We start from the raw sequence: 12,867 nt of genomic DNA, 5'->3' as shown, positions 1-12,867 counted from the left end.
CCGGTCATGCTGTTGTAGACCACAGAAGCTCGGCGAGGGCTTCGGAGAGGATGGGGTGAGCGATGAAGGTACGCGCTTCGGTTCGGTCCCTGGCCCGCCAGCCTGGTGCACAGGTGGTTCGCCGGCACGGGAAGATCTTCGTGATCAACCGGAACAACCCGCGGATCAAGGCTCGGCAGGGTTGATCTGAGCAAACGTGGGCGCCGTCTGTCTCTTGGGAGGCAGGCGGCGCTTTTGCCTTCCCCCTGACCACAGCTCAAGGCGAGTCGAAGCCCCTGCGAAATCGCCACCCGACAACGCCACGAAGGATGCACCCAGCCCCTGCCCGGCACCTCGATCCGAAGCCCGAACACGGCCGCCGACCCCGTGTCAAGGCACGCTTTCCCGCCTTGACACGGGGTCAGCGGCCGTAGTCACACTTGAGCTTCGGGGTGCCTACGCCACGCGACACGCCCCTGCGCAGGACCGCGTCAGCCACGCTCCTCACCGCACCCCAGGAGCGAAACTCCTCAGGCGGCTGGCACGGGGATGCGTTCGTGGGCTTTGCGGAAGGCCATCACGCCGTCGTCGAGGCGGTTGAGGCGCATGTCGGCCAGGTCGAGGAGGTAGTTCTGGCGCATGAGCCACGGGCGGCGGGCCGCTTGTTTCGGCAGGTTCGGGGTGGCGCGTTTGATGTAGCCGGACATGAGGTCGACGACGGGGCGCAGCGGACCGGCCGGGGCGCGGGTGGGGTCGGGGGTGCAGGTGGTGTAGCCGTGGCGGTCCATGTGGGTCAGGAGGCGGCACACGTACTGCGAGGCGAGGTCGGCGCGCAGGGTCCAGGAGTTGTTGGTGTAGCCGACGCACCAGGCCAGGTTGGGGATGCCGCCGAACATCATGCCCTTGTAGACGAGCTGGGAGCCCGGGTCGATGGCACGGCCGTCGACGGTCAGCGCGATCTGGCCGAACGCGACCATGCGCAGGCCGGTGGCCGTGACGACGACGTCGGCGGGCAGGTGCCGGCCCGATTCGAGCTGGATGCCCGACGGGGTGAAGCGGGTGATGCGGTCGGTCACCACGTCGGCCTTACCGCCGCGCAGGGCGCGGAACAGGTCGGCGTCGGGGACCAGGCACAGGCGCTGGTCCCACGGTTTGTACTCGGGCACGAAGTGCGGGTCGACCGGGATGGACGGGGGCAGTTGCTTCGCGGCGGCCTCGCGCAGCACCGCCGCGGCGCGTTCGGGTAACCGCCGCATGAGCTGGAAGAACAGGGTGCCCATGACCACGTTCTTGCCGCGCACCAGGCGGTGCGCCAGGTGCTCGGGCAGCACGGCGCGCAGCCGGTCGGCCAGCGCGTCGGCGCCCGGGCGGGCGACCACGTACGTCGGCGAGCGCTGCAGCATCGTCACGGACTCGGCGGTCTCCGCCATGGCGGGCACGAGCGTCACGGCCGTGGCGCCGCTGCCGATGACGACCACGCGTTTGCCCGCGTAGTCCAGCGAATCAGGCCAGTGCTGCGGGTGCACGATCGTGCCGGCGAACTCGTCGCGGCCCGGGAAGTCGACGACGTGGCCGCTGTCGTAGCTGTAGTAACCGCTGCACAAGTACAGGAACGAGCACGTGAAGGTGACGACCGAACCGTCGTGCTCGGCCTCCACCGTCCAGCGCGCGTCGGCCGAGGACCACGCGGCCCGCACCACGCGGTGGCCGAACCGGATGTGCTTCTCGACGTCGTAGGCCGTCGCCGTGGAGCGGATGTAGCTGAGGATCGACGGGCCGTCGGCGATGGCCTTCGGGTCCTTCCACGGCCGGAACGGGTAACCGAGCGTGAACATGTCCGAGTCCGAGCGCACGCCGGGGTAGCGGAAGAGATCCCACGTGCCGCCGATGGTGTCGCGGGCCTCGAGCACCGCGTACGTCTTGCCGGGGGTCCGCAGCTGCAGGCGGCAGGCCGCCCCGATCCCGGACAGCCCCGCACCTACCACGAGAACGTCGACGTGCGTGGCGATCGTGATCACTCTCCCCGGCTCGAGCGTGCCCTCGATCGTACCGGCAAGTGGGGCCCCGCCGGGCCGGGTCGGGAATCACCGGCCCGGCGGGGGAGCCGGGACTCAGCGCGGCAGGTGCACCACCTGCGTCGCGCCGAAGGTGCCCTTCAGCGGCACCTCCACGGTCTGGCGCCGCACCGTCACCCGCACGCTGTCCTGCAGCTGTGTCGGATCCGAGACGGCGAGCTGCCAGCCCGAGCCGCTGCGCCCCAGAGCCACGGAGGCCGGGCCTGAGACAGTCACCTCGTCCACAGTATCCGCCTTGTAGAAGTTTGCGAGGAGTGTGTTGTCCCACAACCGAATCGCCTGAACGGCGGATGTGTTCGCCCGGACCCGCCACGCGAGCACCGACGCGACGGTCCCGACCACCGACGCCGCGGGCAACACCGCGTACGCGTACTTCGCGTCGGTCGGCTTCACTCCGTGCTCGATCACGAGCTTCTGATAACGCCGCGTGTACGGATCGGTCGTGCCCTTGGTGTTCGCGCCCGTGTCGATGTCGCGCCACGCGCCGGTGCGGTCCTCGCGCAGAGCGGTCACGTTCGCGTTGTCGAGCAGCACGTAGCCGCCGACGTCGTCGAGGTGCAGCCAGCGCGGGTTGCGCAGCGCCGCGGTCTTGCCCGGCTGCGCGGAGAGGACCCGGGCATCGGCGAGCAGCGCGCCGCCGCCGTTCTCCCCCAGGTTGCGGTTCTCGATCGTGGTGCGCACCTGCCGGCCCGACGCGTCGGTGATCCCGGCGCCGAGGCAGACGACGCCCGCCGGGGTGAAGAACCACGACTTCTTGGCGGTGAGCGTGCCGTCGAGGGAGACGAAGTCCATCGCCCACGCGCCGTGGCGCGCGTCCCACTGGACACCGCCGACGTGGGCCCTGGTCGACATCGGCGTGGACTGCAGCGCGCCCGTCGGACCGGTCTTCGTGGTCGTGCCGGGCAGCAGCAGCGGGTCGACGGTCGGCCAGTACGCGTCGGAGTAGTGCCCCTTGGCGTTCGGCAGGAACACGTACAGCACGCCGTCGCCGACGTACCAGCCGTGCTGGTTCATGCCGTTGATCGATTCGTAGCGCGAGATCCGCGTGGACCCCACGGCCAGCGCGCTCGACCAGCCCTCGGTCACGTGCAGCATCCGGTCCTGCTGCGCGAAGATCCGGTGCGTGGCCGTGATCGGCGCCGGCCGCACGTGCGTCGCGAGCATCTCCTGCGCGAACTCGATGCCCGGTGTCGCCACGAGATCCGGCCCCGGCGCGAACCGTTCCGGGTCCGGGATCTCGAGGAACGGCGCGTACGTGCCTTCGGAGAGCCACTTCGCCGCGAGCCCCGAGAGCTGGTCCTTCGCCGCGCCCGTGGCCGAGCGCGCCAGCACGAGCGTCGCGACGGTGAGCTGGTGGCCGATGTCGTGCCCCGTCTCCCCCTGGCGCGACAGCATGCGCCCGCGCACCGGCTCCATCAGCGCGCCGGCGTAGACCCACGGCGCGAACGTGTCGGGCACGAGGGCGTAGATCTTCTGCTTGAGATCCTCGGGCAGTGCGTACTCGGTGCCTTCGGTCACGTGGATCGCGCCCGACAGCGCGGTCAGCAGCACGATGCCGTAGTGCCCGGGGTACGGAATGGTTTCGTGCTGGATGAACGAGCCGTCGACGTGGAAGCCGTCGCCGCCCGACTCGTCCAGCTTGGCCACGAGGTTCGCCGCGCCGCCGCCCGCGACGTCGGTGAGGGCGTCGATGCCCGTCCTGATCCATGCGGTGTCGCCGATCAGCGCGCCGGAGACGATGGAGATCAAGGCCTTGTCGGCGCGGTTGGCGCCGGTCTCGACGGTGCTCGGGCTGTTGGCCCGCACGTTCGGGTTGCCCACGAAACGCTTGATCGGGCTGACATAGCGGGCGAGCTCGTCGGCCGTCAGCTCGTCGGCGACCGTGACGAGGGTGTGGAGCACGTAGTAGGGCACACCGATCTCGTAGGTGTACCAGTTGCCGATTTCGCCGACCTGCGGGTTGTACTGGCTCGCGTAGATCAGCTCCAGGGCCTGCTTGATCCGCTCGAGCACCTGCGGGTCGCCCGAGAGCGTGCCACCGGGCGTGCCCCAGTCGACGGCGATCGCCCGCAGCCGTGCGTACATCGACGTCGTGTAGTCGCTGCCCGGGCCCAGCGGCAGGTCGGTCCACAGTGGACCGCCGGTGACGGTCATCGTGTCGTTGTACGCCTTCGCGACGCGGCCGAGGTTCTTCAGCGCGGCCGTGCGCTCGGGTGAGGGCCGGTTGATCCCGGTCTGCAGCTCGCGGTAGCCGGTGACGATGGTCTTCAGCGGATCGGCGGGCGCGGTGGGCGCGGCGGGTGCCACACCCGCCGCGAAGGCCGGGCGCGCGGCGGCGGTCAGGGCGACCGAGGCGGCCGCGACGGCGCCGCCGCGCAGGGCAGTTCTCCGGTTTACGGGCATGACAAACCCTCCCAGGATCAAGACGTCCTTGGCTTGCGGGATTTTCGGGGACCAGGAATTCAGTTATCGGTTGCGGTTAAAGGGAAGTTCAGCGCTCCCCGTCCGTGCGCCGGGGCAGCTGCCACGGGTTGGCTTCCTGCAGCGGCTCGGGCAGCAGCGCGTCGGGGAAGCCTTGCCACGCCACCGGGCGCAGGAAGCGCTCGATGGCCGCGGTGCCGACCGAAGTGGTCGTGGGCGCGGTGGTGGCCGGGTACGGGCCGCCGTGCTGCTGCGCCCAGCTGACGGTGACGCCGGTGGGCCAGTCGTTCCACAGCAGCCGGCCCGCGATGCGCGTCAGCGACGGCAGCAGCGGGCGCACGTAGTCGGCTTCGTCCGCTTCGCCCTGCACGGTCGCGGTCAGACCCGGCTCCAGCGTGTCGAGCACGCCGGCCAGCTCGTCGGCGTCGGTGTAGGTGACGATCAGCGACGCGGGACCGAAGTGCTCCTCGCGCACCGCTTCGCCGCCGGCCAGGAACTCCTTGGCCGTGGTGGTGAGCAGGCTCGGCGCGAACGCCTCGCCCTGGTGCGTGCCGTCGACGACCGTGGCCACGCCCGGCGCCTGGCGCAGCTCGGAGAGCTTGTGCGCGAAGCCCTGCGCGATGCGCTCGTTGAGCATCGGCTGCTTGGCGACACCCGACACGGCCTCGCGCAGCGCGTCGTCGAGGCCGTGGCCCTCCGGCAGGAACAGCAGGCCCGGCTTGGTGCAGAACTGGCCCGCGCCCAGCGAGAACGAACCCGCGTACGCCTTCGCCACCGCCTCGCCGCGCTTGGCGACCGCACCCGGCGTGACGACGACCGGGTTCACGCTGCCGAGCTCGCCGTAGAACGGGATCGGCGTGGGCCGCGAGACGGCGATGTCGAACAGCGCGCGCCCACCCGGCACGGAGCCGGTGAACGACGCGGCCTGGATGCGCGGGTCCTTGAGCGCGGTCACGCCCTGCTCGAACCCGTGGATCACGGCGAACGCACCCTCGGGCGCGCCCGCGGCGGCCAGCGCGCGCACGACGATGTCGCCGGTGCGCGTGGAGAGCTCCTCGTGACCCGGGTGCGCCTTGAGGACCACCGGGCAGCCCGCGGCCAGCGCCGACGCGGTGTCGCCGCCCGCGACGCTGAACGCGAACGGGAAGTTGCTGGCCGCGAAGACCAGCGTCGGCCCGATCGGCACGAGCACGCGGCGGATGTCGGGCCGCGGGCCCATGGGCCACTCGGCGTCGGCGTGGTCGACGGTGGCGCCGAGGAACGCGCCGTCGCGCAGCACCTGGCCGAACAGGCGCAGCTGGAACGTCGTGCGGGCGAGCTCGCCCTTCAGCCGCGGCGCGGCGGGCAGGTGGGTTTCGGTGTGGGCGAGGGCGACGAGCTCCTCGGCGTCGGCGTCGAGGGCGTCGGCGACGGCTTCCAGCCAGCCGGCGCGTTCGGCGGGCGTGGCCGCCGCGAACGGGCGGGCGGCCGCGGCCGCGGCGGCGAGGGTGCGCTCGAGCTCCGGGGCGGAGGTTTCTCGGCTCATGGTGGGGCGTGTCTCCTCGGTGGATCGGGGTTCAGGGCCCAGCGGGTCCGTGCGTCACCGCACGGCGTGCGCCGCCGCCGTGGCGGCGTGCAGGTCCGGCCACCGGCCGGGGCCCGCCAAACCCAGATGGTAGAGGTGCAGCTCGGCGGCGCCGGCCTTGCCGAGCTCGGTCACGTAGGCCTCGATGTCCGGCACGGGGCTCGCGGCGACCGCGGTGACGTAGCTGCCGATCGCGACGTCGCCGGGCAGCGCCCGACGCGCCGCGGCCACGGTGTCGACGCTGCCCCGGCCCGGGGCCCAGTTCTGCAGCACGACCGACGCCGCGTCGTCCGCCGCGGCCGGCGTGAGGCCCGGCAGCGCGCCGGTCACCCACGGATCGAGCGCGCCGTGGAGCACGATCCGGGTGCCCGGTTCGAGCTCGGCGAGCACCGCGGCGCGCAGCGCGTCGGTGGCGCGCTGGCGCGTGGCCAGCACGGTGTCCTTGAGCTTCGCGGGCAGCCAGTCTTCGGTCACGCCGAGGTCGGCCGTGTCGAGCAGCCGGTGCACCTCGGTGCGCAGCGTCTCGCGCACCTCGGCGGGATCGAACCCGGTCCAGTCTTCGGCGCACGCTTCGCAGCAGCAGATCGACAGCAGCCGCGCGACCGCGGGCGCCCAGACGCCGTCGGTCTTCTCGTGCTGGTGCTGGTGCACGGCGCCGAGCGGGCCGCACGCCTCGAGGATCACCGACGAGAGCTGCAGCCCCGCGACGGCCTCGGCGGTCAGCGTCGCCGCGTACTCGCGCACGGCGGGCTGCGCCGGGCACAGCGCCCACGGGTAGGACTCGCCGAAGCAGTTCCGCACCGTGTACTGCGGGAACTCCGTGCCCAGCTGGGAATTGTGCGTGAACACGAGCCACGCGGCGGCGGGCACGCCCGCGGCGTTGAGCAGGCGCACGGCGTCGCCGCCGCTGTCGGGCTGCGCGACCCAGTCCGGCGCCGCCGGCCGCAGCTCGCGGCCGCCCCACGCTGCTTCGCGCTCGGGCCGGTAGCTCGCCGCGGTGCGCGCGATCACCGACGTGCGCTCGGGCGAATACGGCGTCGCCGCGCGCGTGCTGTGGTAGGTCAGCGCGACGGCGACCTCGTCGATCTCGAGGTCCCGCACACGCGAGATGAAACCCGGGTCGCCGAGGACGTCCCAGGGGTAGGCGTAGCCGGTCACCTTCACGGCGTCACCACCTCGCCGTGTTCGGTTCGAAGCCGCGGGTGTAGCGGCGCATGTAGGTCACGTCGTCCCGTTTCGTGAGTCCGCAGCGGAGGAAGTCTTCGTGCGCGCGGGCCAGCGCGTCCGGATCGAGTTCGACGCCCAGGCCGGGTTTGTCCGGAACGGCGACGGCGCCGTCGACGAACTCCAGTGTCCCCGGCGCGATCACGTCGGTGGTCTTCCACGGCCAGTGGGTGTCGCAGGCGTAGGTCAGGTGCGGGGTGGCGGCGGCGACGTGCACCATGGCCGCGAGGCTGATGCCGAGGTGGCTGTTGGAGTGCATCGACAACCCGACACCGAAGGCCTCGCACGCGACCGAAAGGGCTTGGGTGTCGCGCATCCCGCCCCAGAAGTGGTGGTCCGACAACAGCACGCCGATCGCGCGGGCCCGGAAGGCGGGTTCGACGTCGCCGAAGTTGACCACGCACATGTTGGTCGCCAGCGGCATGCTCGCCTCGGCCGCGACCTTCGCCATCCCGTCGATCCCGGGCGTGGGGTCTTCCAGGTACTCCAGGACGCCGTCGAGCTCACGCGCGACGCGAATGCTCGTGGCCGGCGTCCAGGCGGCGTTCGGGTCGATCCGCAGCGGGTGGCCCGGGAACGCCTCCGCGAGCGCCCGGATGCCGTCGATCTCCTCGTCCGGCGGGAAAACCCCGCCCTTGAGCTTGATCGAGCCGAACCCGTACCGCTCGATCATCCGCTTGGCCTCACCGACCAAGGCGTCCGGAGTGATCACCTCACCCCAACTGTCCTCAGTGGACGCATCGACGTGGCGGCCGTACTTGTAGAACAGGTACGCGGAGAAGTCCACCGCGTCGCGGGCCCGGCCGCCGAGCAGGTCGACGACCGGGCGGTCGAGGTAATGGCCCTGGGCGTCGAGGCAGGCGACCTCGAACAGCGAGTACACGCTGGCGATGGTCTTGCGGATGGAGAACCCGCCGATCAGCCCGTGTTCGTCGGTCAGCACCGTGCCGGCCAGCGAGCGGGCGATCAGGCGTTTGAGGCCGGGCAGGTCGAACACGTCGTGCCCCGCCAGTTCGGGCACGACCTTGCGCACCTCGCCCAGGAACGCCGCGTCGCCGTAGGATTCGCCGAGCCCGACGACCCCGTCGTCGCAGATCAGCTGCACGACGCTGCGCAGGGCGAAGGGTTCGTGCACGCCCATCACGTTCAGCAGCGGCGGATCCGCGAACGCGACCGGCGTGAGCACCACGTCCCGGATCTTCATCAGCCCTCGATCCCCTTCAGGACCTCGAACCCGCGCTCCACGATCACGCCGAGGCGGTCGATCTGCGCGGCCGTCGGCTCCACCAGCGGCGGCCGCACCGTGCCGACCTTGTCCCCGCGCAGGCGGGCGGCGGCCTTGACCAGCGACACCGCGAACCCCGGCGTCTCGTCCCGCAGCGCCACCAGCGGCAGGTAGAACCCGGCCAGCAGCGCGTCCATCACCGCGTGGTCCCCCTCGGCCAGCGCGCGGTGGAACCGGTGCGCGATCTCCGGCGCGAAGCAGTGCACCGCCGAGGAATACCGCGCCACGCCGATCGCCGCGTAGGCCTTCGCCGACACCTCCGCCGTGGGCAATCCGTTGAAGAACAAGAACTCCCGCGCCCGCTCCGTGCCCAGCGACCGGATCGTGGTCACGATCCGCGTCATCACCTCCGGGTCCCCGTAGCCGTCCTTGAGCCCCACCACCGACGGGATGTCGAGCAGCCGCGCCGCCGCCGGCGCCGTGAACACCCCCGTGCTGCGGTGGTACACGATCACCGGCACCGACGTGTCGCCCACCGCGTAGCGCACGAAGTCGACCAGCCCCGGCTGCGGACCCGTGACCAGGTACGGCGGCAGCAACAGCACCCCGTCGGCCCCGCCCGCCTGCGCGGCCGCGACGCCCGCGCGGGCCGCGGCGGCACCACCGCCGGCGCCGATCCACACCGGCACCCGCCCACCCACGACGTCCCTGGCCCGGGCCAGCAGCGCCGAGACCTCGTCCGGCGACAGCGAGCTGAACTCCCCCGTACCGCAAGCGACGAACAACGCCCCCGCACCGGCGGCCACGTGGCTTTCCACGTTCTCCGCGAACCCGTCGAGGTTCACCTCGAGGTCCTCGGTGAACGGCGTCAGCGGGAACGCCAGCAAGCCGTCCAGCTCGATCTTGGGCTGTGCCATCAGTTTCTGCTCTTTCCGTCCTCGTCGGGGCGTCCGGGTGGCGTGCCCGGCCACGGGTTCGACGATCCCACCGGCGCCGCCTCCGCGCTCGAGGTACTCCCGGTGTTCACATTCTTGAATGGAGTCTGTTATGCTGACTATGTTCATCCATAAGAACGCTGTTCGGGACGCTAATATGGCCGGAGTCACAAGTCAACGGCCCGGTGGGAGGACGCACATGGCGCAGAAGCTGGACACCGCGGACGCGGCGCGCGGCGCCACGCCCGGTGCGGAGAGCGCGGGCGTCAAGTCGGCGCGGCGCGCGATCGACCTCATCGAGACCTTCGCGGCCAACGACGTGTGGCTCTCCCTCTCGGACCTGCACGCGCGCACCGGCTTCCCGCGCTCCAGCCTCCACGGCCTGCTGCGCACCCTCCTCGAAGCCGGCTGGCTCGAGGCCGACGCCAACACCGCGCGCTACCGCCTCGGCGTGCGCGCGCTGATCTGCGGCACCGCTTACCTCGACCGCGACGCGATCGTCCCGTTCGCCACCGAGGCGCTGGAGCGCATCCGCGAGAAGACCGGCTTCACGGCCCACTTCGCGCGCCGCAACGGCACCGAGGTCGTGTACCTCGAAACCCGCGAATCGCAGCATTCGACGCACCTCGTCTCGCGCGTCGGCCGCACGTTGCCGGCCCACGCCACCGCGCTGGGCAAGGCTTTGCTGGCCGAGCTGACGCACGACGAGATCGAAGACCTGGTGCCGGCCAAGCTCGCGCCGCTGACCCCGAACACGATCACCACGCGCGAAGCGCTGCACGCCGACCTCGCGCGCACCCGCGACCGCGGGTACGCCGCCGAGATCGAAGAAGGCACGCTCGGCGTGCGGTGCGTCGCCGCCGTGATCCCCTACCGCATCCCCGGCACCGACGCGATGAGCTGCTCGATGCCGGTCGGCCAGGTGACCGACGCCGACGTCCAGCGCGTCGGCGAGCTGCTGGCCGAGACGACCGCCGAGCTCGGGCAGCAGCTGCGCCGCGCCGGCATCCGCTGACCGCCGCCTTTCCCCGTTTCTGCGTTTCGAGAGGAACCCCATGGCAGACCAGCGCGTGCTGATCACCGGATCGGCAGGCATCGTCGGCACCCTGATGCGCCCGCGGCTGCGCAAACCCGGCCGGGTGCTGCGGCTGCTCGACCTGGCCGAGCAGGCCCCGGCCGAGCCGGGTGAAGCCGTCGAGCTCGTGACCGGCTCCGTCACCGACCCCGCCGCCATGGCCGCGGCCTGCGCGGGAGCCGACGCCCTGATCCACCTCGGCGGGCACAGCCGCGAGAACTCGTGGGAGGCCACGCTCGACGTCAACGTCGGCGGCACCCACACGGTGCTGGAAGCCGCCCGCGAGGCCGGGATCAAGCGCGTGGTCCTCGCGTCGAGCAACCACGCTGTCGGCTTCCGCCGCAACGCCGACGCAGGCGACTCCGGCCTCCCCGCCGATTCGAGCCCGCGCCCCGACACCTACTACGGCGTGAGCAAGGCGGCCATCGAAGCGCTCGGCAGCCTCTACGCGTCGCGCTTCGGCATGGACGTGATCGTGGTCCGCATCGGCTCGTGCTTCGAGACACCGCTGCCGCTCGGCCCGCGCGGGCTGACCACGTGGCTCTCCCCCGACGACGGCGCCCGCCTCTTCGAAGCCTGCCTCAGCACCCCGTCGCCGGGCTACCGCCTGATCTGGGGCGTCTCCGACAACACGCGGCGCGTGTACTCGCTCGCCGAGGCCGAAGCGCTGGGCTACAAGTCCCTCGACAACGCCGAGGCCTACGCCGACCAGCTCGCCGACAAGCCTGCCCCGACCGGCGCCGCCGCGGAGTTCGTGGGCGGCCCGTTCTGCACGGCTCCGCTGGGCGCGTTCAACCCGCTCTGACCGAGCCCCGCCCGCTTGCCCCGAAGGCCCGCCGGCCCGGGTGGATTCCGAGGGTCGTCGCACCACGAGTTGATCATCGGGTTGTGGTCAGGAGTTCAGCCAAGCGCTCGGCTGGGATCTCCCAGCCGAGCGTTTTGCGTGGACGGCCGTTGAGCTCGGCGGCGAGATGTTCGGGGCTGTGGACGGAGAGGTCGCTGCCTTCGGGGAAGTGTCAGCGCAGCAGGCCGTTGGTGTTCTCGTTGGAGCCCGTTGCCAGGGCTGGGGAGTCGCGGCTGACGTCGTCCGGGGCACCGGGGTGCGCACGATGCGGCCGGTGCGCGGCGCAGCCCACCACGTCCCTGCAGGTAGAGGGCCTGGTAGTTCGCTTCGCGGGTCACGTGCACCTCCGGCTGGTCGGGAAAACCCGTCGCAGCACCTGCAGCCCGGATTGTCCAGCACGGCCCGGCGCAGCTCACCGGTGGCCGCGAACTTGCCCTGAGGCCCGCGCTCCACCTGGACCGGAACGTCCACCGCGCCCCTCGAACCGGGGTATGCAGCGACTCCCAGAACCCACGCTGCCCGGCGGGCCTTCACCCGTCCCGGCCCGGGGTGCCGGACGCCTACACTCGGGGCATCCGGTCGGTCGAGGCGAGGAGGACGTGGTGGGTGAGCTCTCGGCCGCCGACACCAACGGCATCCTCGCGTTGCCGTGGATCCGCCCCGAGCGCACCAGCGCCGGCCTCGGCTGGGAGTCGGTGTACCTGTCCAAGCAGCACGAACGGCCCCACCGCGGGCTGTTCGCGGCGGCGCCGACGCACCAGCTGATCCTGCACCTCGCCGGGCCCGTGACGGTCCGGCGGCGCTTCGGCACGCCGGCCGAGCAGATGCGGCGCGTCCCGGCCGGTGGCCTGTTCCTGCAGCCCTCGCACGCCGACCTGGCCGTGGAGCTCGGCGGTGAGCTCGACACGCTGCACGTCTACGTCGCCGACTCCGCGGTGCAACAGGCCGCGGAGACCGACACGCCGGTGCGGCTCGCGGAGGAACTCGGCACCGTCGACCCCCTGCTCGAACAGCTGCTGCTGTCGCTCGACGGGGTCGTCCGCGACTGGGAGCCGAGCGCCCGCACCTACGCCGACCAGCTGTGCGCGCTGGTGGCCACACACCTGGCGCGCCGCCACCGCGCGGGCCGCACCTCCGGCGAGCCCGCCCCCGCCGCGTCGGCGCTGTCGGACCGGCAGTTCGACCGGGTCCGCGAGCTGATGACCGAACGCCTGTCGGAACCGCTGGGCCTGGCGGAACTCGCCGCCGCGACCGGGCTGAGCGTCAGCCGGTTCGCACGCCGCTTCAAGGCCCGCACCGGGCTGCCCCCGCACCAGTACCTGCTGCGCCTGCGCGTCGAACAGGCCGGCCTGCTCCTGCGCACCAGCAGCGACCCGATCGCCGACATCGCTGCCCGCTGCGGCTTCTCCCACCAGGAGCACCTCACGCGCGTGCTGCGCACCCAGCTGGGCACCACCCCGGGCGCCATCCGCCGCGACGGGTAACAAAGCCCGGGCGCGCGCGTTTCGTGCTGCCGGTGCGGCAG

General features: G+C 71.9%; 10 protein-coding genes and 1 pseudogene. 4 read left to right on the top strand and 7 right to left on the bottom strand.

Annotated features, from left to right (window positions below; genetic code table 11):
• Positions 1-62 precede the first annotated feature (62 nt).
• Positions 63-185, top strand: coding sequence for a type B 50S ribosomal protein L36 (gene ykgO, locus ACIA77_RS29830; RefSeq protein ID WP_204095298.1), 123 nt, complete (start codon positions 63-65; stop codon positions 183-185).
• Positions 186-509: 324 nt separating this feature from the next.
• Here the strand turns inward: ykgO and ACIA77_RS29825 are convergent, their stop codons facing one another.
• From ACIA77_RS29825 to ACIA77_RS29800, 6 genes are all read right to left on the bottom strand, one after another.
• Positions 510-1,988, bottom strand: coding sequence for a flavin-containing monooxygenase (locus ACIA77_RS29825; RefSeq protein ID WP_395889395.1), 1,479 nt, complete (start codon positions 1,986-1,988; stop codon positions 510-512).
• A 102-nt stretch (positions 1,989-2,090) separates the two neighbouring features.
• Positions 2,091-4,457, bottom strand: coding sequence for a polysaccharide lyase 8 family protein (locus tag ACIA77_RS29820; RefSeq protein ID WP_395889311.1), 2,367 nt, complete (start codon positions 4,455-4,457; stop codon positions 2,091-2,093).
• Between the two features lie 88 nt (positions 4,458-4,545).
• Positions 4,546-6,000 (bottom strand): aldehyde dehydrogenase (NADP(+)), encoded by a 1,455-nt coding sequence (locus tag ACIA77_RS29815; protein ID WP_395889310.1) that lies wholly within the window; start codon positions 5,998-6,000, stop codon positions 4,546-4,548.
• Positions 6,001-6,054: 54 nt separating this feature from the next.
• Positions 6,055-7,203, bottom strand: a complete 1,149-nt coding sequence (locus tag ACIA77_RS29810; protein ID WP_395889309.1) for a hypothetical protein — start codon at positions 7,201-7,203, stop codon at positions 6,055-6,057.
• A gap of 4 nt (positions 7,204-7,207) precedes the next feature.
• Positions 7,208-8,467 (bottom strand): glucarate dehydratase family protein, encoded by a 1,260-nt coding sequence (locus ACIA77_RS29805; RefSeq protein ID WP_395889308.1) that lies wholly within the window; start codon positions 8,465-8,467, stop codon positions 7,208-7,210.
• Entirely contained in the window at positions 8,467-9,405 is a 939-nt protein-coding gene (locus tag ACIA77_RS29800) for a 5-dehydro-4-deoxyglucarate dehydratase (protein WP_395889307.1), read from the bottom strand. Before ACIA77_RS29800 ends, ACIA77_RS29805 begins: the two co-directional genes overlap by 1 nt.
• 217 nt (positions 9,406-9,622) lie before the next feature.
• On the opposite strand from ACIA77_RS29800, the gene ACIA77_RS29795 reads away from it, so the two are divergent.
• A complete protein-coding gene (locus ACIA77_RS29795) occupies positions 9,623-10,438 on the top strand; it encodes an IclR family transcriptional regulator (protein WP_395889306.1) in 816 nt (271 codons plus the stop codon).
• Between the two features lie 40 nt (positions 10,439-10,478).
• Positions 10,479-11,303: an NAD-dependent epimerase/dehydratase family protein gene (locus ACIA77_RS29790; protein ID WP_395889305.1), complete on the top strand. Its 825-nt coding sequence runs from the start codon at positions 10,479-10,481 to the stop codon at positions 11,301-11,303.
• Between the two features lie 73 nt (positions 11,304-11,376).
• On the opposite strand, the pseudogene ACIA77_RS29785 reads toward ACIA77_RS29790, so the two are convergent.
• Positions 11,377-11,550: pseudogene (locus ACIA77_RS29785) on the bottom strand (IS30 family transposase); the annotation flags it as partial.
• Between the two features lie 394 nt (positions 11,551-11,944).
• On the opposite strand from ACIA77_RS29785, the gene ACIA77_RS29780 reads away from it, so the two are divergent.
• Positions 11,945-12,826, top strand: coding sequence for a helix-turn-helix domain-containing protein (locus ACIA77_RS29780; protein WP_395889304.1), 882 nt, complete (start codon positions 11,945-11,947; stop codon positions 12,824-12,826).
• The last annotated feature ends 41 nt before the right edge of the window (positions 12,827-12,867 follow it).

Origin of the sequence: Amycolatopsis sp. NPDC051903 (genome assembly GCF_044452505.1) — a bacterium.
Classification (GTDB): Bacteria; Actinomycetota; Actinomycetes; order Mycobacteriales; family Pseudonocardiaceae; genus Amycolatopsis.
The sequence above is the reverse complement of the archived record's forward strand: the minus strand, read 5'-3'. Positions and strand labels throughout refer to the sequence as shown.

Coding starts and splice junctions, on each gene's coding strand:
- ACIA77_RS29795 (WP_395889306.1), top strand. CDS start 9,623: ATGGCGCAGAAGCTGGACACCGCGGACGCGGCGCGCGGCGCCACGCCC.
- ACIA77_RS29790 (WP_395889305.1), top strand. CDS start 10,479: ATGGCAGACCAGCGCGTGCTGATCACCGGATCGGCAGGCATCGTCGGC.
- ACIA77_RS29815 (WP_395889310.1), bottom strand. CDS start 6,000: ATGAGCCGAGAAACCTCCGCCCCGGAGCTCGAGCGCACCCTCGCCGCC.
- ACIA77_RS29820 (WP_395889311.1), bottom strand. CDS start 4,457: ATGCCCGTAAACCGGAGAACTGCCCTGCGCGGCGGCGCCGTCGCGGCC.
- ACIA77_RS29800 (WP_395889307.1), bottom strand. CDS start 9,405: ATGGCACAGCCCAAGATCGAGCTGGACGGCTTGCTGGCGTTCCCGCTG.
- ACIA77_RS29805 (WP_395889308.1), bottom strand. CDS start 8,467: ATGAAGATCCGGGACGTGGTGCTCACGCCGGTCGCGTTCGCGGATCCG.
- ykgO (WP_204095298.1), top strand. CDS start 63: ATGAAGGTACGCGCTTCGGTTCGGTCCCTGGCCCGCCAGCCTGGTGCA.